General features: G+C 58.0%; 16 protein-coding genes. 11 read left to right on the top strand and 5 right to left on the bottom strand.

Annotated features, from left to right (window positions below; all coding sequences use genetic code 11):
- Nucleotides 1-283: 283 nt before the first annotated feature.
- From NP603_RS08080 to NP603_RS08065, 4 genes are all read left to right on the top strand, one after another.
- Nucleotides 284-1102: a PEP-CTERM sorting domain-containing protein gene (locus tag NP603_RS08080; RefSeq protein WP_256610352.1), complete on the top strand. Its 819-nt coding sequence runs from the start codon at nucleotides 284-286 to the stop codon at nucleotides 1100-1102.
- 202 nt (nucleotides 1103-1304) lie between these two features.
- Nucleotides 1305-2051 carry a PEP-CTERM sorting domain-containing protein gene (locus tag NP603_RS08075; protein ID WP_256610351.1) on the top strand — a complete coding sequence of 249 codons (747 nt, stop codon included), beginning with the start codon at nucleotides 1305-1307 and terminating at the stop codon, nucleotides 2049-2051.
- A gap of 102 nt (nucleotides 2052-2153) precedes the next feature.
- Nucleotides 2154-3791: a sulfotransferase gene (locus NP603_RS08070; protein WP_256610350.1), complete on the top strand. Its 1638-nt coding sequence runs from the start codon at nucleotides 2154-2156 to the stop codon at nucleotides 3789-3791.
- A 543-nt stretch (nucleotides 3792-4334) separates the two neighbouring features.
- Nucleotides 4335-6632, top strand: coding sequence for a PKD domain-containing protein (locus NP603_RS08065; RefSeq protein ID WP_256610349.1), 2298 nt, complete (start codon nucleotides 4335-4337; stop codon nucleotides 6630-6632).
- An 83-nt stretch (nucleotides 6633-6715) separates the two neighbouring features.
- Here NP603_RS08065 and NP603_RS08060 read toward each other — a convergent pair whose 3' ends face one another.
- The 3 genes from NP603_RS08060 to NP603_RS08050 form a co-directional block, all read right to left on the bottom strand.
- Nucleotides 6716-7132, bottom strand: a complete 417-nt coding sequence (locus NP603_RS08060) for a hypothetical protein (protein ID WP_256610348.1) — start codon at nucleotides 7130-7132, stop codon at nucleotides 6716-6718.
- A 307-nt stretch (nucleotides 7133-7439) separates the two neighbouring features.
- A complete protein-coding gene (locus NP603_RS08055; protein ID WP_256610347.1) occupies nucleotides 7440-7856 on the bottom strand; it encodes a DUF6691 family protein in 417 nt (138 codons plus the stop codon).
- A 17-nt stretch (nucleotides 7857-7873) separates the two neighbouring features.
- Nucleotides 7874-8290, bottom strand: coding sequence for a YeeE/YedE family protein (locus NP603_RS08050; protein ID WP_256610346.1), 417 nt, complete (start codon nucleotides 8288-8290; stop codon nucleotides 7874-7876).
- Between the two features lie 381 nt (nucleotides 8291-8671).
- Here NP603_RS08050 and NP603_RS08045 point away from each other — a divergent pair, with 381 nt between their 5' ends.
- The 7 genes from NP603_RS08045 to NP603_RS08015 all read left to right on the top strand — a co-directional run bounded on the left by NP603_RS08045 (nucleotide 8672) and on the right by NP603_RS08015 (nucleotide 18457).
- Nucleotides 8672-9820 (top strand): response regulator, encoded by a 1149-nt coding sequence (locus NP603_RS08045; RefSeq protein WP_256610345.1) that lies wholly within the window; start codon nucleotides 8672-8674, stop codon nucleotides 9818-9820.
- Nucleotides 9804-13748 carry a PAS domain S-box protein gene (locus tag NP603_RS08040; protein ID WP_256610344.1) on the top strand — a complete coding sequence of 1315 codons (3945 nt, stop codon included), beginning with the start codon at nucleotides 9804-9806 and terminating at the stop codon, nucleotides 13746-13748. Before NP603_RS08045 ends, NP603_RS08040 begins: the two co-directional genes overlap by 17 nt.
- Nucleotides 13749-14046: 298 nt before the next feature.
- Nucleotides 14047-14955, top strand: coding sequence for a LysR substrate-binding domain-containing protein (locus NP603_RS08035; RefSeq protein ID WP_256610343.1), 909 nt, complete (start codon nucleotides 14047-14049; stop codon nucleotides 14953-14955).
- 153 nt (nucleotides 14956-15108) lie between these two features.
- On the top strand, nucleotides 15109-15666 hold the full coding sequence (locus NP603_RS08030) for an RNA polymerase sigma factor (protein WP_256610342.1): 558 nt from the start codon (nucleotides 15109-15111) through the stop codon (nucleotides 15664-15666).
- Nucleotides 15667-15736: 70 nt separating this feature from the next.
- Nucleotides 15737-16747, top strand: coding sequence for a FecR family protein (locus NP603_RS08025; RefSeq protein ID WP_256610341.1), 1011 nt, complete (start codon nucleotides 15737-15739; stop codon nucleotides 16745-16747).
- An 89-nt stretch (nucleotides 16748-16836) separates the two neighbouring features.
- Nucleotides 16837-17379, top strand: a complete 543-nt coding sequence (locus NP603_RS08020) for a flavin reductase family protein (protein WP_256610340.1) — start codon at nucleotides 16837-16839, stop codon at nucleotides 17377-17379.
- 130 nt (nucleotides 17380-17509) lie between these two features.
- On the top strand, nucleotides 17510-18457 hold the full coding sequence (locus NP603_RS08015; protein WP_256610512.1) for an IS1595 family transposase: 948 nt from the start codon (nucleotides 17510-17512) through the stop codon (nucleotides 18455-18457).
- A gap of 6 nt (nucleotides 18458-18463) precedes the next feature.
- Here NP603_RS08015 and NP603_RS08010 read toward each other — a convergent pair whose 3' ends face one another.
- Together NP603_RS08010 and NP603_RS08005 are read right to left on the bottom strand one after the other, a co-directional pair.
- On the bottom strand, nucleotides 18464-18958 hold the full coding sequence (locus NP603_RS08010; protein WP_256610339.1) for a hypothetical protein: 495 nt from the start codon (nucleotides 18956-18958) through the stop codon (nucleotides 18464-18466).
- 203 nt (nucleotides 18959-19161) lie between these two features.
- Nucleotides 19162-20283: NlpC/P60 family protein (locus tag NP603_RS08005; RefSeq protein WP_256610338.1), on the bottom strand; the 1122-nt coding region annotated here is incomplete at its 5' end.

Raw genomic sequence — 20283 nt, 5'->3', positions numbered from 1 at the left:
GCAAATGCCATAGTACTCAAGTCATATCACCCATTAGTTGCCCGGTTTTTGTCCGGCCAACTTGCATGTAGCCCTCGGTAAATCTTCAAGTTTTAATTTTGGTCTGTGATTTGCATCACGCTTGTCGGCTCGTTGTTGAGCCGGTTAAGGCATGGGCAGCTTGGGCGCCGTTCAGGGATGCGGCGACCGCCGCCTATGTCGAACCTATCGGAAGATGCAAAAGCGCGGTTTCGCGAAACCGGGGAGTTCGCGCGCCGCCATTACAAAAACTACGAGGAATCAAATGAAATTCGCAAAAAAATCGGTTGCCAAACTACTGACCGGTGCGGCCTTGGCGTTAACCGCCAGCCACGCCAGCGCGTTCAGCTTGACGGCGATGACGACCAACGGCCAAGTCGCCACCGTGACTCCCGGATCTGCTTACAGCCATAACGATACTGTGGCCGCTAAAGCCTGGGCCGACGGCGGCGGTCCGGCCGGTTCCGGTTGGGGCCATACCTCCGACTGGTACCAATTTCAGGTTACCAGCGCGACCGACGTCAGAATCGTCGTCAGCGCCAATAACGCCAATGCCTTGTTGCACCCCGGTTTTTCGATCTGGTCGGTCAACGGCCCGGTCGACCATTCCAGCGGCGCTCACCGTTACAGTCAGGTCAGCGGCCCGGAAGCGAGCGGCGGCGCCCATAAAAACCAATGGATGAACGGTCTGGGTGCCGGCACGCCGCCGGCTACTTCGACCCACGTCACCGGTTTCGTCGGCTATTCGAACGGCAACAGCAATCCGGCTGACAGCAGCTTTAGCAACGGCGCCGGTTATGCGGTCGGCAGCGGCAGCGCCGGCTCCAGCCGCGGTACCAGCGGCGGTTTGGACTGGGCGGCCTTGGAACTGGCGAATTTGGCGCCGGGCTACTACATCATGGCTGTCGGCGGCAGTTGCTATACCCAGACCAATTGCGGTACCTCCAACGGTTCCGGCGGCTGGCTGGCCGGGTCCTATAACGTGCAAATCAATGCGGTTCCGGTTCCGGGCGCGGTTTGGCTGTTCGGCAGCGCATTGCTCGGCATGTTGGGCCTTAAACGGCGCCAAGCTCTATCGGCGTAATCCTGCAGTCCATTAACGTTAACGGTCAGACCGCCCAGGGAAACTCGGCTTCGGACCAGGACGGTCCGGCCCCGGCAAGGACGCCGGGGTTGGCGGCCAGGCCACAAACTCCCACCCGATTCTGTATGCCCGGCCTTAGGCCTGAACACCGGCGCCGCCGGTGTCGATTCGGGCGCAACTTAAAGGCCATTCGGAGACTGAAATGATGAAATACGCTTTTTCCGCCGCATTGGCGGCGGTTTTGTCGGCGCCCGCGCCGGCGCAAGCCAATACCCTGGTGGTCGACGGTACTCTGTTCCGCCAAGCGGCCGGAACCACGTTCGACGTTTGGAACATCGCTATGCAAACCGCCGGCAGTTTTAGCGTGGATCTGGTTGCTTACGAGGCCTCGCAAAACAATGTCGCGACCGCCGGCTACGCGACGGCCGATTTGAACGGCGACGGCGAACTGACCTGGTTGGACCCGGACACCCACTGGTATCAGGACGACGGTTCTGCGGGCTTGAGCGCAGCCAACCACTTGGCCCGCTGCGACGACATCGCCAATAACTGCGCGACGGTCAGCACCGGCACGATCAGTCTGACGACCCGGAGCCAAGAGCAGGGCGCGGCCGACGGCTCCATCCATTTTCGCCGCGATCCGGCCTTCGACATCGCTTTGGCTGCCGGCGCTTACCGGTACGTGATCGCCGACTACCGGCTGACCGACGCCGAAGCCGCCGCAGGCATCAACAGCGGCGACAGCTTCTCGGCACCGGGCGGTTACGCCAATCCGATTTTGGACTACGCCGATTACCGGATCACCTTCAGTTCCGATACGCTGAATTTCGCCCTTAGCGGGAATACCATTACCGTATCGCAAGTACCGCTACCCGGCACGGTCTGGTTGTTCGGCAGCGTTGTCGCCGGTTGGAGCCTGAGCGCGCGGCGTAAAGCCGCGACCGCCTGAACCGGCCCTACCATGATCGACCGAGCGGGGGAACCGGCTGCGGTGCTCGCGTTCTTGCGTTTTCCCGTTATGATGCGGGCTGTTAAACCCTAATACCGACCCATGAATTCGAAGCCTTTGGCCAAACCGGGCCGTAACGAAGCCTGCCCGTGCGGCAGCGGCCGTAAATATAAACACTGCTGCGCGGAGCCGGCGGCGGCACCGGCCGGAGAAGCCGGCTTGCAGCAACTGCTGGAAACGGCGCGCTACCACGCCTACCAACGCCGCGATTTCGCCGCCGCCGAACAATGCTACCGCGAAGTGCTGGCGCTCAAGCCCAACCATGCCGAGGCCTTGGCCGGCGTCGGCCAGGGCTTGTGCTGGCGCCAACGCTTGGCGGAAGGCAAACGCTATCTGGCTCGGGCGGCGAAAGCCTTGCTGCGGCAGGCCGATAAAACCGACGGCCGGGCGTTGCTGGGCTTCGCCGAGCAAATGCAAATCTGGGGCGACATGGAATTGGCGTTGCAACTGGCGCGGGCGGCGGCCAAAGCCATGCCGGACAATGCTTCGGCCCATTACGGGGTGGCGGTTTGCCTGCAGCGTTTGCAGCGGACCGACGCGGCGATCGCCGCGCTGGAGAGGGTGTTGAAACTGGTGCCGCACGATTCCGGTTCTCATATTCTGCTGGCGATATTGGAGTTCGACAACAAACAGTACGATGCGGCAAGCCAGCGGCTGGAGCGGGTGGTTGCCGCCGAAACCGAGCCTAAGCAATTGGCGCGGGCCTGCCTGGAACTGTCCAAGGTTTACGATAAGCAGAAGCGCTACGCCGAAGCGTTTGCGATGTTTGCCAGGGCCGGAGAGTTGCAGCGGCAATTGCCGGAGAACCTTGCGCTCGATGCCGGTTACATTTTTAAAAAAATCGCCTTGTTCAAACAGGGCTACAGCGACGCTTTGCTGAAACGCTGGACGCCGGAACAACTGGCCGACGGCTTGCCGGCGCCGGTATTCCTGATCGGTTTTCTACGCTCCGGCACCACGTTGACCGAACAGGTGCTTGCCGCCCATCCGCAGGTGTTGACCTCCGACGAAAACCATCTGCTCGAAGAACTGTCCGCCGAACTGGCGGCCATTGCCGGCATCAGCGACGACACGCCGGCGGCGCTGGCGCGGATCGGCATAGCACAAGCCAGGCAACTACGCGCTTACTATTGGCAGCGGGTGGCCGAGGAGTTCGGGCCGGAGGCCTTGCGCAAATGCTTCGTCAACAAGGTGGCGTTGAACAGTATCGAAACCGGCTTGATCAGTTGCCTGTTTCCGGACGCTAAGATTCTGTTTGCGTTGCGCGACCCGCGCGACGTTTGCCTGAGTTGCGCGATGCAATCCTTCGCCGCGTCGCCGGCCACGGTCAATCTGTTGTCCTGGCAAGGCGTGGCCGAACAGTATGCGGCGGTGATGGATTTGTGGCTGAGCCTGCGCGACAGGATCGCGCCGGCCTGGTTGGAGCTGCGCTACGAAGACGTGGTCAACGATTTCGAAGCCAGTTTCCGCCGCGTATTCGACTTGCTTGGCGTCAATTGGCGGCCCGAAGTCGCTCGCTTTCACGAGCGCGCGGCCGGCCGCTACGTGGCGACGCCCAGCTTCGCCGCGGTGTCGCAACCCTTGTATAACTCGGCGTTGGCGCGCTGGCGGCCTTACCAAGAATACTTCGTCGAAGTGATGCCGCATCTGGCGCGCTTTATCGACGCCTTCGGCTATTGATGGGGGTTGTGCAGCCGCGTCTGGTTTCGTTCGCAGTTCGGACCGATTGCTATTAATTCGGTGTTTGACAAGCCGTTCGCCTTAAAGCGCTTTGGACGCCGAACTAGTCCAAGGGCTGAGCCCGAACGGTATAGCAAGGATCATCATAAGGACCCGGTTAATAAGAGCGGTCGGGGGAGGGGCGCTGGCTATAAGTCAGGTCGGGGTCGGCCGTTCCTGGCCGGCGTGCTTGCGGCAATTCCCGTTTCCCGCACAGAAAATCGACCGGAGCCTGATCCGGAAAATACCGGCGAAAACGCCACCGCAATCAGGTTTGCCGCCGGCTATGCGGCGCAGGAGGCCCGCACACAGCGCATCAGGCGCTCGACTTGGTTTCCGTCAAGGCCTTCCGGCTAAGGTTCTGCGTCCCCTGTTCTCGGCTGCTGCGCTTCCGATCCGGTTTTATTCACCTACAATTCGTCAGAATTTATCGATTCCAACGCTAGAGCTCGGTTGACGGAGTTATAATGTCGGGGTCTACTCATCCAAACTCGGGAGCGGCATATGAACAAGCAACCATTCCTCACCTCGTTTGCGCTGACGGCTTTGCTGGCCGGATGCGCGACGGAACCCGAACCTAAACTCGCCGTCGGCGACGATCTTAGTACGGCCATGCCCAGTCCGGCGGCAGGCATGGCTGGCGAGCCGCTGTATTTCCCGTCCAGGGAGGACGCCGAAAAAGCCTTGGGCGGATACAACTACGTGCTGAAGGCTTTACCGGATGGCCGGGTGCAGGCTTACGTCTCCGGTTTGATCGATTCCGGCGCCGATAACCCAATTACGCTGGCGCAATCCGCCTTGGCGGCAACGCCTGATTCGGCGGCAGCCGGCGAGGGCGATGAGAGCCCGTTTCCGCAAATCAGCCTTTCCGAAAAGAAAAACGGTAGAGCGGCGATCGACGCGCTGGGCGACAAGCTGGAAGCGGTTGCGCGAGCCTACGACATGTCGGCCGAACGCTTGGCCGAGATTTTAGCCACCGATTCGACCGCCTGGATCGACGAGAGCGGCCGTTTGCTCTACATCGATTCGTTACCGCAAGGCGACACCGGCGGCCAGGAGGCCACCGCCACCGCGCCGGCCGATGCCGCCAGCGGCGGCATGAGCGTCGCATCCAGTACCGACGCGTTTGCGTTGCACAGCAAAGCCGGCGCCAATCGCGTGATCTATCTGGATTTCAACGGCCATGTGGCGAGCGCTACGGCCTGGAACTCGGGGACTTTGACGGCGCCGGCCTACGATATCGACGGCAATCCGGCCGCCTTCAGCAGCACCGAGTTGAATAACATAAAATTGATTTGGCAACGGGTGGCGGAAGACTACGCGCCGTTCGACGTCGACGTGACTACTGAAGAACCCAGTTCGGACCGGTTGTTCCGAACTGCTGCCGACGATGCACTTTACGGTACGCGGGCCGTGATTACCCGGTCGATGCCGCAACTGTGTAACCAGTCCTGCGGCGGTGTGGCTTACGTCAACGTTTATTCCTACTATTCGGCCAGTAAGCCGGATCGTTACCAGCCGGCCTGGGTATTTCTGGATAAATTGGGTAACGGCTTTCCGAAATACGTCGCGGAAGCGATATCGCATGAAGTGGGACATAATTTGAACCTTAACCACGACGGCAATGCCTCGACCTCCTACTACTCGGGGCACGGCAGCGGAATTACGGGTTGGGGACCGATCATGGGCGTCGGCTATTACAAACCGGTCACACAATGGAGCAAGGGCGAATACCCCGGAGCCAACAATCTGCAGGACGACATCTCGGTCATTCATGCCGCCGGCACGCCATTGAGGGTCGACGATTACGCCAATAACACGGCCGGCGCCGGGCCGATTGCCGGCGACTCCAGTGCCGTTAATCAGAGCGGCATCATCGAGCGTAGCAGCGATGTCGACGTGTTCGCCTTCAATACCGGCGGTGGCGGGGTGCAATTCAATGCCGCACCGGACCCGGTCTCGCAAAATCTTGATATTCAACTGAAACTGTTGGACGGCAAAGGGGCGACGGTGCAGCAAGCCAGCCCGGCCGATAGCCTGGCGGCCAGCGTCAGCGCGGTGTTGAATCCCGGCCAATACTACCTGCAGATCGAAGGCGTCGGATTCGGCGATTTGGCCAGCGGTTACAGCGATTACGGCAGCCTGGGCCGTTACCAGATTAGCGGCAGTTATCCGAAAGCCGTCGAGGCGCAAGCGCCGACCGCCGTGGTCAGTGCGTTGCCGACCCAAGGCTACGCACCGTTGAACGTGGAATTGAACGGCTCCGGTTCCAGCGACCGTGACGGATCTATTGTCGGTTACGAATGGAATTTTGGCGACGGTAGCGGTGTCAGCAGGTCGGCAACGGCCAGCCACAGTTACAACACGCCGGGAAGTTACACGGCGACGTTGACCGTGACCGATAACAGCGGTTTGAAAAATAGCGCCAGCGTCAATCTACAGGCTCAACAGAGCCCGGTGACCACCAGCATGAAAGTGGCTTCCACCCGGATTCAGCGGCGGACGTTGGCCGGCGGCAAGGCCCAGTGCGTGGCGAGCGTGACGTTGAAGTATCTGAAGGCGACGGTATCCGGTGCCGCGATCTACGGCTATTGGAGCGGCGATTTGACGGCTGGCGCCAGCAAAACCCAGCTTGCTACTTCGGCAATCGGCTTTACCGGCACCACCGGCCTGGCGACCATCACCAGTCCGCTGTTTGCCAGCACAGCCAAGGGTAGCTGCGCTTTCAGCGTCAGCAGCGCCTTCAAAACCGGCTATCTCTACGATGGCAGCGGCTCGGTTAGCGGCAGCTTTTCCTGGTAAGGCCTTTGTATTCGGCGGGGGCGGCTATGGCCGTCCCCGATCCGTTGCGTCCTGCACCGCCGTCGGACTGCCGGACCTAGTTTTCAGTTGACGGCGTAACGCGGCTTTTCGGCCAGCGCTTCGCTCAAGGCCATATGTTCTGCATGATCGAACAAGATTTGCCGATCGCGGAAGAATTCCGCTCCGGCATCGATCGCGTCCTGCATCACAGCAATCAGGTAACGCTCGGCATGGGCCGAGCCTATCATCTTGTCCGGCACCGCCGCTTCGAACTGCAGGCTTTGCGCCGTCGGATCGAAGCCGCGGATACGCAAACCGGTAAACTGCGCCCGTTCCTGGCTGCCGGGCAGCATGAACACGATATCGACTAACGGCAGGCGTTGTTGCACCGGCAGTTGCCGATAGCCGGCCAATGCGATTGCTGTTTTGGTAATAGCGCGGCTGATCGCACTGTCCTCCAATGCCCGATCCGGCGTCATCGAGGCAATCAATATACTCATCTCATTTCTCCTGGAACTTGTCGTAAAAATCGAAGCGCATCCTTCTCCGGAGAATAGCGGGATGGCTCAGCCAAGCTCTCCCGGAAAAAGGGGGTTAACTAAGCAACTAGCAAGTTTGGTTCCAGGAAGTGGCAATTACCGGATAAATACGGGAAGATTCTATGCCAGCCCGGAATAACCAGGCTGGGTAACAGTGGTGGCGGTTTTCCCTAAAAAAGCACTACGCGGATGGGCCTTGGATTTTGTGGCAAAGCCAACAAAAAACTTGGCTGGACCGGAGCCTTTTGCACCGGCCGGTAGGTTGGGGTCAAAGATTGCGGTGTAGGCGTTTGAACAGGTAGAAGCCGGCAAGCATCGCGCCGACAAACGCATAATTTCCGGCCAGCCCGGCGCTCAAACCCACCAGCGCCGGGCCCGGGCAAAAGCCGGAGATTCCCCAGCCGACGCCGAAGATCGCCGCGCCGCCAATCAGCCGGGCGTCGATATTAGCTGGCGTCGGGCAGCTATCTTGTTCGCGGTCGGCGGCATCGGTATTGCGGTGCAGCCAATGCCGGGCGCCGCCCAAGGTCGCCAGTGCGCTGGCCATGACCAGAGCCAGGCTCGGGTCCCAGGCGCCGGCCACGTCCAGAAAGGCCACCACTTTGGCCGGGTTACTCATACCGGCAATCACCAGGCCGAGGCCGAACAGCAGGCCGTAGCAGAAGATAATCAATCCGTGTTTCATGATGTTTGTCCTCTCGATCAAAGCCAATGGCGGATCAGAAATACCGTGATGCCGGCGCTGAGCATGAAAGTCAGTGTGGCGACGAGAGAGCGCGGCGACAGCCGGGCGATTCCGCAAACGCCGTGGCCGCTGGTGCATCCGCCGCCGAGGCGGGAACCGTAGCCGACCAGCAAACCGGCCAGTGCCAGTAGCGCCGGCGAAGCCTGTAGTTCAGGTACCGGATCGGCGCCGGCCAGCTTCGCTAGCGGGGCGCTGGCGATCAGTCCCGCCAGAAACCAGACGCGCCAGGCGTTGCCTGCCGGCCAAGGCGGCAACAGGCCGGCGGCGATTCCGGAAATGCCGGCGGTGTGTTTGTAACTGAATAGCAGTAGTGCGGCGGAAGCGCCGATCAGGCTGCCGCCGACGATGGCGGCCAGAGCGGATGGGTAGTCCATGAATTCAGCATATTAGGAAAAACGGTTATTGAAGCAGAAAAGGCCGGAGCTGGCGAGCGTGCGTTCGGATTTATTGGCGGCATTGGTTCGGGGCCGAATTTGCCTTCGTCCGATTCGATTCCGATCTCGGCCGTGCACTGGTTCAGGCGTAAAGCGGAACGGGGCACAACCGACGGGTCTGCGGCGGTGGCGGCAAATTTAGGCCGTTGTCGGCCGGCACGATCACATTTTCCGAATCCTGGCAGGTGGCGCCTGCCCCTAGCGGTTATAGTCGCGCGCCGCGCCCGGCTCGCCGGCCGGCCGGGGGCCTAGTGAGTTTGCCGAAATTCGCTAAGCTTGTTGGCAAATACGCCACTTTTCTACGCTAGCCAAGGAATTAGCATGTCCGAAAAACCCTTCTGTATTTTTGTAGTGGATGACGATGCCTTGTTGCGGCTGGTTATCGTCGATCAGTTGCAGGGCCATAATTACCAGATTCACGAGTTTGCCAACGGCGCCGACTGTCTGGCCGCATTGGATTTACAACCGAATCTGATCCTGTTGGATATCGAAATGCCGGGGCAGAGCGGTATCGAAGTTTGCCGGCAGATTCGCGCCGCGGGCAACGACGAGGTCCAGGTCATGTTCGTGTCGGCCCACGATGACCTGGAAATACTGTTGACCGCATTCGACGCCGGCGGCAACGATTTCATTCCGAAAAACGCCAAAAAGGAAGTCTTGCTGCGCAAGGTCGAATTGGCGATCGAGACCGAACAACAAAAACGTAATTTGCGCAGCCAGCTCGATTACGCCCGGCAAACGGCGTTCACGGCCATGTCCAGCTTGGGCGAGACCGGTGCGATCCTGCATTTTCTGCGCACGTCGTTTCAGTGTCGGACGCCGGAACAATTGGGCAGTTTGATCATTGACACGCTGCCGCAATACGGCGCTAGCGGCCTGGTCAAATTGGCCGACGCTTTCGGCGAACACGACTTCGGCCCGGAGCCGGTTTGTTCTGCGTTGGAGCGGTCGATTCTGACCTACGTGACGAAACTGGGCCGGATTTACCAGGCCGGAGACCGCTTGGTTTTGAATTTTCCGCATGTCACGTTGTTGGTGACCGGCCTGGATGTCAACGACCCGGATGCGATAGGCCGTTTGCGCGACCATCTGGCGATTCTGGTGGAAGGCGCCAGCGCCCGGATGGAAGCGATGGTCAGCGAGCAGCAGCGCCAATTGCAGACCAAGGTCAGGCTGGAGAGTATTCGCGAACTGAATGCCTTATTGAGCGAAATCGAACGCAACCAGCAGGCCAATCACGTGCAATTGGTCAACTTGTCCGAACAGCACCGCAGCAATATGGAGAATGCGTTCGTGCATTTGGGCTTGACCGACAGCCAAGAGTTTTTACTCCATGGTTACGTCGACGAGTTGACCACGCAGTTGGATCAGTTGTTCGACAAGGACAACCAGTTGGCGCTACGTCTGCACCAGATTCTGGAAAAGCAGCATGCGCTGTTGGCCGGCGGCGAAGATGCCGGACCGACATGACCGCGGCACCGGCAATGTCTGGGAGCGCGCGATGAAAGCCTTGTTTATGCCGGCCGTGGCGCTGATGAACCGCTTGAGTTTCAGCAAGAAATTCGCCGTGATCGGAATATTGTCGCTGTTGGCGGTACTGGCGGTATTTTTTAATCTGTACCAAGAGCTGAACCGTTCGCTGACCAATTCGCAACGGGAACTGGTCGGTCTTGGCCAGATTGCCCGGGTGACAAGGGTATTCCAGTTGGTCCAGCAGCATCGCGGCCTGTCGGCCGGATTGGTCGGCGGCTCGGAAGCGTTGCGGGCGCGCCGCGACTCGGTAAGGGCACAGGTAACGGTCGCGATCGGCGAATTGGCGACCGCTATGTCTGCCGGCTCGCTGCCCGCGTCTATCGTCCACAGCCTGCAAGCCGACTGGTCGCAGTTGTTGCAGCAACAGACCGAGCTTGGCTGGCAACGCACCTACGAATTGCACAGCGGGTTAACGGCAGGCTTGTTGGATCTGGCGGGTGTTATCAGCGACGAAAGTCGCTTGGTCACCGAATCGAACCTGGATTCCTACCATTTAAACGTGGTGGTGGTGGAGCAACTCCCCAAAGTCCTGGAGGACGTCGGCCGCTTACGCGGCATGGGCGTCGGCATATTGGCAGCAAAACGCATAGACCCCGCGCAGAAGCTGGAATTGGCGGTGCTGAAAAGCCGGATCACAGATGATATCGTCAAGCTGGATCATATCGCGAAAGACTTTTTACGCTACAACCCGGACTCCCACCCGTTGATGGCGGCGGCACTGGCGCACATACGCGACGCTGCCGATCTGCTGACCGGTCAGGTGATAGACGACCTGCTGCAGGAACGGTTTACGGTCGATCCCGAATATTTTTTTTCCGCTACGACGTTGGCGATGGATAGCGTGTTCGAGCGGATTTACACCGGGTTTTTGCCCGAAGCCGAGCGTTTGATCCGCAACCGGATTGGCGAGATGCGGACTACGCTGGGTGTCAGCGTCGGCATTCCGGGCTTTCTGTTGGTGTTGATCGCCTATTTCTCGATTGGCGCCCATTTGTCGCTCAGCGCCAGCATCGCCGGTTTGGCGAAAGCGGCCAAGGCCTTTGCCGAGGGCGATTTGCAGCAGCGGCTGGCGCAGGATTCCGGCGACGAAATCGGCCGGGTGGCAGCCTATTTCAACCGCATGGCCGACGGCTTTGCCGCGCTGCTGGCCGGACGCAAACAGGATGAAATCCGTTTGCGCAGCATCGTCAATACCGCGCTGGATGCCGTCGTGCAAATGAACGGCCGCGGCGAAATCAGTGGCTGGAACCGCCAGGCCGAGGCCATATTTGGTTGGCGGGCCGACGAGGTGTTGGGCCGCATGCTGCACGAAACGATTATCCCGCAGCGGTTGCGCGGCGCCCACTTGCAAGGCTTGCAAATCTTTCTGGAAAGCGGTGAGGGCAAGGCGTTGAACCGCCGTATCGAAGTCGCCGCCGTGCGCCGTAGCGGCGAAGAATTTCCGGTGGAATTGGCGATCACCCCGATTAAATTGGCGGATACCACCGAGTTCAATGCCTTCATCCGCGATATTTCGCTGGAGAAACAGTCCGCCGCCACGTTGCGGGACAGCGAGCAACGCTTCCGCGCCTTGTTTGAATTTTCGTTGGACGCCATCATGACCCTGAGCCCGGAACGCGGCTTTTTATCGGCCAATCCGGCCGCGGTCAAATTGTTCGGCTGCCGCGACCTCGCGCACTTGCTGAGTTTGTCGCCGGTTTTGCTGTCGCCGGAGTACCAGCCGAACGGCGAATCGTCGGCCGAGGCGGCGGCCCGCCATATCGAGGCGGCGTTGCGCGACGGCGCCCATCATTTCGAGTGGCAGCACCAGCGGGTAGGCGGCGAACTGTTTTTTGCCGAAGTGCAATTAAGCTGCATTGCCGCCGGCCGCGAAAATTTGGTGCAGGCTACCGTGCGCGACATCAGCGAGCGCAAACGGGCCAAACTGGAACTGGTGGCGAGCGAGGCCCGCAACCGGGCGATATTGCGCACCATGGCCGACGGCGTGGTGTTGATCGACAGTGTCGGTAGCATTCTGCTGGTCAACGATGCGGTTTGCGAATTGTTCGGTTACGAGGAGCACGAGTTGTTAGGAAACAACGTCAGACGGTTGATGCCGGAACCCTACCACTCGCGCCACGACGGTTATCTGGCCAATTACATGGCTAATCGCACCCACACGATATTGAACCGGTGCGTCGAGTTCGAAGGGGCCAGAATCGACGGCAGCACCTTTCCGCTGGAATTGACGGTCAGCGAGCTGATCGATGACCAGGGCAGCACCTTTATCGGCGTGATCCGCGACATCAGCGAGCAGAAGGCGGTGCAGGCCGCTCAAGAGCAGGCGCGCTTGCAAGCCGAGCATTTGGCTCAGGTCAAGAGCGATTTTCTGGCCAATATGAGCCACGAAATTCGGACGCCGTTGAATGCAATCCTCGGTCTGGCCAAGATCAACCTGCGCGAAGCCGGCAGCGAAAACTCCAACATGGCAAAAATCTTTGAGGCCGGCCAGCATTTGCTTAACGTGGTGAACGATATTCTGGATTTTTCCAAAATCGAATCCGGCAAGATGCAGTTGGACCCGCATCCGTTCAAGCTGGCGGATTTGATCGGTGAAGTCCGCGATTTACTGGAGTTGCGGGTGCGGGAAAAACAGTTGACGCTGGTGGTGCAGTTCGAAGGCGAACTGCCGGAGTGGGTGCTTGGCGATGGCTTGCGCCTACGACAGATATTGCTGAATTTATTGTCCAATGCCGTCAAATTCACCGAGCGCGGTTACGTCGCAGTCAAGATCGGCCGCCGCGGCGACGATGTGCGCTTTGCCGTGATGGATAGCGGTATCGGCATGACCGAGGAACAGGTACAGCGTCTGTTTACCGCGTTCGAACAAGCCGACACCTCGACCACGCGCAAATTCGGCGGCAGCGGCCTGGGCTTGGCGATCAGCCGCAATCTGGCGCGCTTGATGGGCGGCGACATCGACGTCCAGAGCGCCTACGGTGCCGGCAGCACCTTCGTATTGACGCTGCCGTTACCGGCTGCCGAGCCCGACGCCGGCGACAACGCGGTAATGGCGGCGAGCGGCCTGCGCTTGCACGGCATGCGGATTCTGGCTGCCGAAGACGTGGAATTGAACCGTTTGGTGCTGGCCGACATTTTGAACAGCGAAGGCGCCGAAGTGGTTTTCGCCGAGAACGGTCAACAGGCGCTGGACTTGCTGCAGCAACAGGGCGTTGCAGCCTTCGATCTAGTGTTGATGGATATTCAGATGCCGGTCATGGACGGTTACCAGGCTGCGCGCCGGTTGGCGGAAATCGCGCCGGATTTGCCGGTGATCGGGCTGACGGCCCATGCCATGGAAGACGAACGCAAACGCTGCCTGGAGGCTGGCATGAAAGACCGGGTGACCAAACCGGTCGACGAAAATGCCTTGGTCAAAGCTATTCTGAAGGCAGTACCGATCCGGGTTGCGCCACCCGCTGCGGTACCGGCGGCGGCCGTACCGGCGCTGCCGCCTATACAAACCGGCGACAAGTCGCCGCCGAGTTCCAGCCTGATCGATTGGCAAGCGATGCTGGAACGTTTCGACGGCCGCCAGGCGTTTGTCGACAAGATCATCGTCAACGCTTTGGACGGCAGCCAGCAGCAGATGCTGGAAAAATTGCGGCTGGCCGCGGCTCAGGACGATCTGGCGGCGATCAAGTTTGCCGCCCATAACCTGAAGGCCTTTGCCGGTATTTTCCAGGCACAGGGCTTGTTGCAACTGGCGCAGCAAACCGAATCGGCGGCCAAAGACGGCAATGCCGGCGCGGCGGTACTGGCAACGGAACTCGCCGGCTTGCTCGAGCAAATCTTGCAGGAATTGGCCGAGAAACGGGGCGTTTGACCGGGCCTGCCGGCCGGTCCGGGCGGCGTGGATTTGCGGCAGCAGGCACTGGACAAAAAAATGGCGGGCCATTAAGCCCGCCATAAACAACTTCCCTGTAGCTAGGAGGAGGTTAGCCACAAATAACAACCGCTGTCGTCTGACTAGCCGGTTGTTATGCTAGCGAGCTAATCCTCTACAATAAAACGATATAATTAGATGCGTATATCTTGTGATTAGATTTCTTGGCAGCGTCGACTAACAGTATAGGTTAGTAATCGAAACATGCCAGGACGGCGGCGATTTTTTGAGGTAGCGGATGAATTTAAACCAGCTCGAACTCCTGCGTAACCTGCAGGAAACCGATTACAACCTGAGTAAGGCCGCGGAAAAAATGCATGTGGTGCAGTCGGCGGTGAGCCGGCAACTGCAATTGTTCGAGGCCGAATTGGGTTCGCCGCTGTTTATCCGCCAGGGTAAAAAACTGACCGGCCTGACGCCGCTCGGCGAAAAAATCATGGAAGAGGTCGATTTGATCAATCAGGCGAAGAAAAACATTCAACTGATTGCCGACGACTTTCTCGACAACAGCCATGGTACCTTCCGTATCGCCACCACGCACACCCAGGCCAAGTACTTGCTGCCAGGGCCGATCGCCCGATTCCGGCGCAAATATCCCGGCATCAAAATTTATATGGTGCAGTCCTCGCCGGATAATCTGGTCAATTTGTTGCACCGGCACCAGGCCGATATCGCCATTTGTACCGAAAAGCTGGCCGACGACGATAAACTGGTGGTCAAGCCGTGTTATGAATGGCACCACGTCGCCATCATGCCGGCCGGACACCGGCTGGCCGACGGCGAAATCAACTTGCAGCGTTTGTCTGCCGAACCGATTTTGACCTATTCGTCCGGTTTTACCGGCCGCAGCGCGATCGAAAAAGCCTTTCAGAATGCGCATTTGCCGCTCGATATCACGTTGGCCGCGGCCGATTCCGACGTGATCAAGACTTACGTGCGGCTGGGCATGGGCGTTGGCATCATCGCCGGCACTTCCTACGAACCCGGCAAGGACAGCGACCTGCTCGCCAGAGATTTGGCCGGACTGATACCCAGTTCCACCACCAAGATTGCCTATCTGAAACAACTCTACGTGCCGAATTATTGCCGCTACTTCATCGACGAATTATTGGCGGAAGCGGCCGCCAAGCACGCCCCGGCCGGCTGAGTCAGTCTGCCGCAGTTGGGCGATATCGCCCGTTTCGCTTGCGCCATTTAACATCGCTCGTTCGCTTTCGCTACGGCCGCCAACGGTAGATGCCGGCTTAGCTTGCTGATTACAACCGGTTTCCGGTGGGCGGCGTTAATTTTGCTGTCCAATGTGTCTGACACCATTCAGCAGCCGAAGCCGACCAGCCAGCAAGCCATGCCATTTCCAACCAGCCAATCCTTGCAAGAGCTCTATCTCGACTGCCGCAGCGAGCTGGAAGCGCTGCTATTCGCCCGATTGCGTTGCCGGGAAACCGCGGCCGATCTGAGTCAGGAAGCTTTCGTCCGCTTGTGCCGCAGCGAAGACCTGAGCCAGGTCGGCAACCTGCAGGCCTACCTGTTTCGTACCGCGCAGAATTTGCTGTTCGACCACTACCGCAGCCAGAGCGTGCGTAACGCCGCCATCGCCGACTGGCCAGAACCGACCTTGCCCGATGCGCCCGATTTGCGTTGCGTCGAAACCGTGGCCTTGGGCGAACAAGCCCTGGACAGCCTGATCGGCGCTCTGGCCGAGTTGTCGCCGTTGTGCCGGCGCATTTTTTACTTGAACCGCTTCGAAGGTCTGAAACAGCGCGAGATTGCCGAGCAACTCGATGTCTCGGTGCGCACCGTGGAGGACAACGTCAAGCGCGCGTTACTGCATTGCGCCAAAACGCTGGGCCAATCCTAGCCGCGATCTGGTTCGGGCTAAGCGCCTCGTCTATGATATATCGCCTCCACCGGCGACTCAGGAATACGCCATGACCACCGCACCGCTGCCGGAAGACGACCCGCGTTTGCTGGAGCAGGCTTGCGCTTGGTTGGCGAAACTGCAGTTCGGTGAATTTTCCGCCGTGGACCGCCATGATTTGGCCGCTTGGCGCGACGCTAATCCGGCCCACTACCAGGCCTGGCAACGGGCGCAGGCGGTTTGGCAAGGGCTGGAGTCATTGCGCGGCCGGCCGATTCCCGGCGCCGAACCCTTGTTGCAGGAGCGCGGCCGGCAGCCGGCCGGTGCTGGGGCGGGCGCTATCGCTCGATCGGTGTCGCCGCGTCCAAACCGGGCTGGCAGGCAACGGTTTGGATTGGCGGTTGCCGCTTGTGCGTTGTTGGCGTTGACTTTGGCTGCGTTTTATCCGCCGCTGTTATGGCAGGCCGACTACCTGACCGGTAAAGCCGAGCAGCGCCGGGTCGTGCTGGCCGACGGTTCGCGGGTTATTTTGAACGCCGACAGCGCGCTGGCGATTCGTTTCGATAACCTTCAGCGTCGGGTCGAGTTGTTGCGCGGCGAAGCCTTTTTCGAAGTGGCAAAGGATGCACAGCGGCCGCTCTTGGCCGCCACCGAGGCCGGCGAAGTAAGGGCGATCGGCACCGCCTTCGGCGTGCGCCGCGCCGGTGCGCAGACCCAGGTCGAACTGGTCGAAGGCCGGGTCGAAATTCGCGTCGGGGAGTTGAATAATTCGCTGGCCGCCGGGCAGACCGCAGCAATTGCGGGCGGCCGGATTTTGGTCCGGCCCGGCCGGCCGGAAAACATGGTCGTGTGGCGCGACGGCTATCTGCAACTCGACGGCGTGCCGCTGGCCGAGGCCGTCGAACGCATCAACGCCTACCGCCCCGGTAAGGTAGTGCTGCTAAACTCGGCTTGGGCGGATAAACGGATCAGCGGCCTGTTTCGGCTCGATGCCCTCGACCAGGCGGTCGCCGGCCTCGGTTCTGCGGTGCCGGGCCTAAAGATCGTGCCGTTGACCCGGTATCTGGTAGTGTTGCGTTAGCGCGGCGCCATCTTGCCCGACAGCCTGACTCGAACCATCGCAGCCCTTCAAGGTGGTGCAATCGGCATTAACATTCGGAGCGCACAGATATGAAGCCCATGCCACTTAACCAAGCCTTTACGCTGATCGAACCCGGACCGGTGGTACTGGTGACGACCAACGACGGCCAACGCGACAACATCATGACCCTCTCCTGGACTATGGTGATGGATTTCACGCCCCGTTTTGCGATCACGACCGGGCCGTGGAACCACTCCTACCAAGCGCTGTGCGAATTCAACGAATGCGTGATAGCGATCCCGGCGCTGGACTTGATCGACCAGACGGTTGGCATAGGCACCTGCTCCGGCGCCGTTACCGACAAATTCGCCAAGTTCGGATTGACCGCAATCCGCGGGAAACAGGTCGCGGCGCCGCTGATCCGGGAATGCCTGGCAAACATCGAATGCCGGGTGGTGGACATCGTCGAGCAGCACAACATTGTCGTGCTGCAAGGGCTGGCAGCCTACCTCGACGACGAACGCGAAGAACGCCGCACCCTGCACGCCATAGGCGACGGCACCTTCGTTGCCGATGGCGTCAAACTGGACCGGCGGCAAATGATGGAGTCGAAATTACCCGACGGCGTTTGAGGCCGCATCCCGCGCTATAGGTTTGGATTACCAGGCTTGCCTGGAGCGCGGAACTATCAAAAGGTCAGATATATTGCTGTTGCGCGGCAGTTGTTTCGATGAAAGCCCTAACCTGACTGGAGATCGTGCCATGAAAAAGAATCCGATCCAATTTCAAAAAGGCTTCAGTTTGATGGCGCTCATGAAGCGCTACGGTACCGAAGCCCAATGCGCCGAAGCCCTATTTCAGGCGCGATGGCCATCCGGTTTTCAATGCCCAAGTTGCGCTGGCCGTCGTTATAGCGTGGTCAAGACCCGTCATCTCTATCAATGTACGACCTGTCATCATCAAACATCGCTGACCAGCGGGACACTGTTCGAACACACCAAACTGCCGCTGACGGTGTGGTTTCTGGCGATCCACTTGCTGACACAAGCCAAAACCGCCGTGTCGGCCTTGGCCTTGATGCGCCAAATCGGCGTGAGCTACAACACCGCTTGGAGCATCAAGCACAAGATCATGCAAGCCATGAAAGAACGGGATGACCGCAAACCGCTGACCGGCATCATTCAACTGGATGACGTCTATTGGGGTGGTGAACATCGCGGCGGAAAGCGCGGGCGAGGCTCGGAAAACAAGACGCCGTTTGTGGCGGCGGTAGCACTGAACGAAGCACATCATCCCATCGCCATGAACTTGAACGTCGTCAAAGGCTTTCGTTCCAGCGAAATCAAACGCTGGGCCGGTAAACATCTTGAGCCGGGTAGCCTGGTTTACTCCGACGGTCTGGCCTGTTTTTCCGCCGTGCTTGATCGGGGTTGCCACCACTACAGCATTGTGACCGGCGGCGGACCGGACAGCGTGACCAAAGAAGAGTTCGCTTGGGTCAACACCCTGATCGGCAATGTGAAGCGCTCGATTAACGGTACGTACCATGCCATCAATCCCAAACACTTGCCACGTTATCTGGCTGAGTTTTGTTATCGCTTCAACCGCCGGTTCGATCTGCAAGCCATGATGCCCAGGTTTCTCGTCGCGGCGGCCAATACACCCCCCATGCCAGCGCGTTTGCTCAAATTGGCTGAGGCTTATGGGTAATCAGGTTCATTTATTGTACTTCTCAGCAATCGATTGGGGTGTAATACTTTCAAAACTTGTCCAACGGGCTTTGTTTAATTCCTGCTCTAGTGTTTTGATTGATCGCTCTACATACCCATTATGCAAATCCTCAATTGTTTTAACCGTGTTCACTGCAAATGTTACTACTGCTATCGCAGAAACAGGGTCAAAAACTTCACGTTCCGATTTAGAGCTAATTCCAGGATCGAAGTTAAGAAAGCTCTTGATAGCCTTACTGACCCTGCTCTTTTCATAGTCATCCACTGACACATTTACTTCCCGTTTTGTTTTGGCATCGAAAACTATTCCATTCGCCCAACCATTTCCAGTACCTGCGGCCTCATCGAATAGATCCTTGGCAATTTTATAACTAGTCGAATCTTTATCAGTAATGCTTGATTTTAGATTAAGTGCTCGTATTTCAGCCTTGCCTTGGTCTTCGAGGTATAATTTTATTCCTGCGGTATCCTTAATTGACATGCAACCTGACATTGTCAATATTAATATAAAAAAAAATGATTTTTAGGGATTTTACTCTATGCATAAGTTTTATCCTTTATTGGTTATTGTTGATCTTGCGGAATCTCAGTAGCATGTAAGTAATAAGCAGCATTTCATCTATTTTTTGTGTTCAAGTAACACGCCCCAACCGCATATGTTGTTTTTAAATCTGCGGAAGCGGCTTATTCTTGTATGTTCAATCGACGTAATGGTACATAGGCATCCTTCATTTCTGTAAGGCTATATGAAGAACGACAAACACTACCTTTGCATTGTTCCCCAGTCGAGGCCTCGCTTACTTCGACTCGGTCACCGACAAATCGGACAAAGAGTCTCACATGGCCAGAGCTTCCTTTTCGATAGTTGAGAATATCACCTGGAAGTAAATCGGCCCAAGTCACGCGCGAGGCAACCTGCCCTTTGGGATGGTTTGACCCTTCGAGAAGAAGAGGATCCAAATCCAAAGTTGATCGTTTGTGCCCAATATCCCAAACCAGGCTAATAAAACCAGAACAATCGACTCCCACCGGTCCGCTAATATTGCAATTGCGACAGGTACACACATTTCCTGCAGCTGCCGGATTTTTCTTATCGTTTAATCGACTCTTTGATTTTTCCACGTCAATGTTTTGCCCCCATGCGTAAGGTGTTCCACTAACTTCTTTGCCTATCATTGCAGGGTTTAAAAAATGGGCATATGCTTGATGAGCCTTGCCTCCTTTGTTAACGCATTGACTGCGAGTGTTTGATCGTCCTTTAAAGCTTAAATTTCCTTGCTGTAAAGTCCATTTCATATTTTCGTATTTTTCCGCAGTTTGAAGAATTATACCTCGGCGAAGAGGAGACAATGCCGGTTTCGTTTGTTGTTTAGCCACCTCGCGCAACGTGTTCGACCCATTTTCTTCCTTAGATTTCTCCATCTGGCTAATGTCCATTCCTTGAGAAGGATTCAGCAAAGTAGGATTGCCCGTCGTGTCTACCATGTAGTGTCCTACTTGCCAAATAATGCTCTCACTGGGATTGGTACCCATAAAATATACATCTCCTTGGAAGTCGACAGCAACGAATTCCGAAGGCACAGATTCCACCTTATCTGTCGGTAGCGGGAAGATGGCTTCTAGACTTCCATTGGCCCCAAAGCGAAGCACCGAAGTTGTAACATGTAGCACTTGGCTACTGAAATCAATGGCTTCAACCAAGACAAAGAGACGATTATTGCCATTGATTCTTACAATGCGTAAGGGCCTTACAGCACCAAGAGCTGTAGGTGCCTTTACCTCTACCCGAGCCTCCACACCAGTGTG

The sequence above is a fragment of the Methylomonas aurea genome, assembly GCF_024505045.1.
Lineage (GTDB): Bacteria > Pseudomonadota > Gammaproteobacteria > Methylococcales > Methylomonadaceae > Methylomonas > Methylomonas aurea.
The sequence above is the reverse complement of the archived record's forward strand: the minus strand, read 5'-3'. Positions and strand labels throughout refer to the sequence as shown.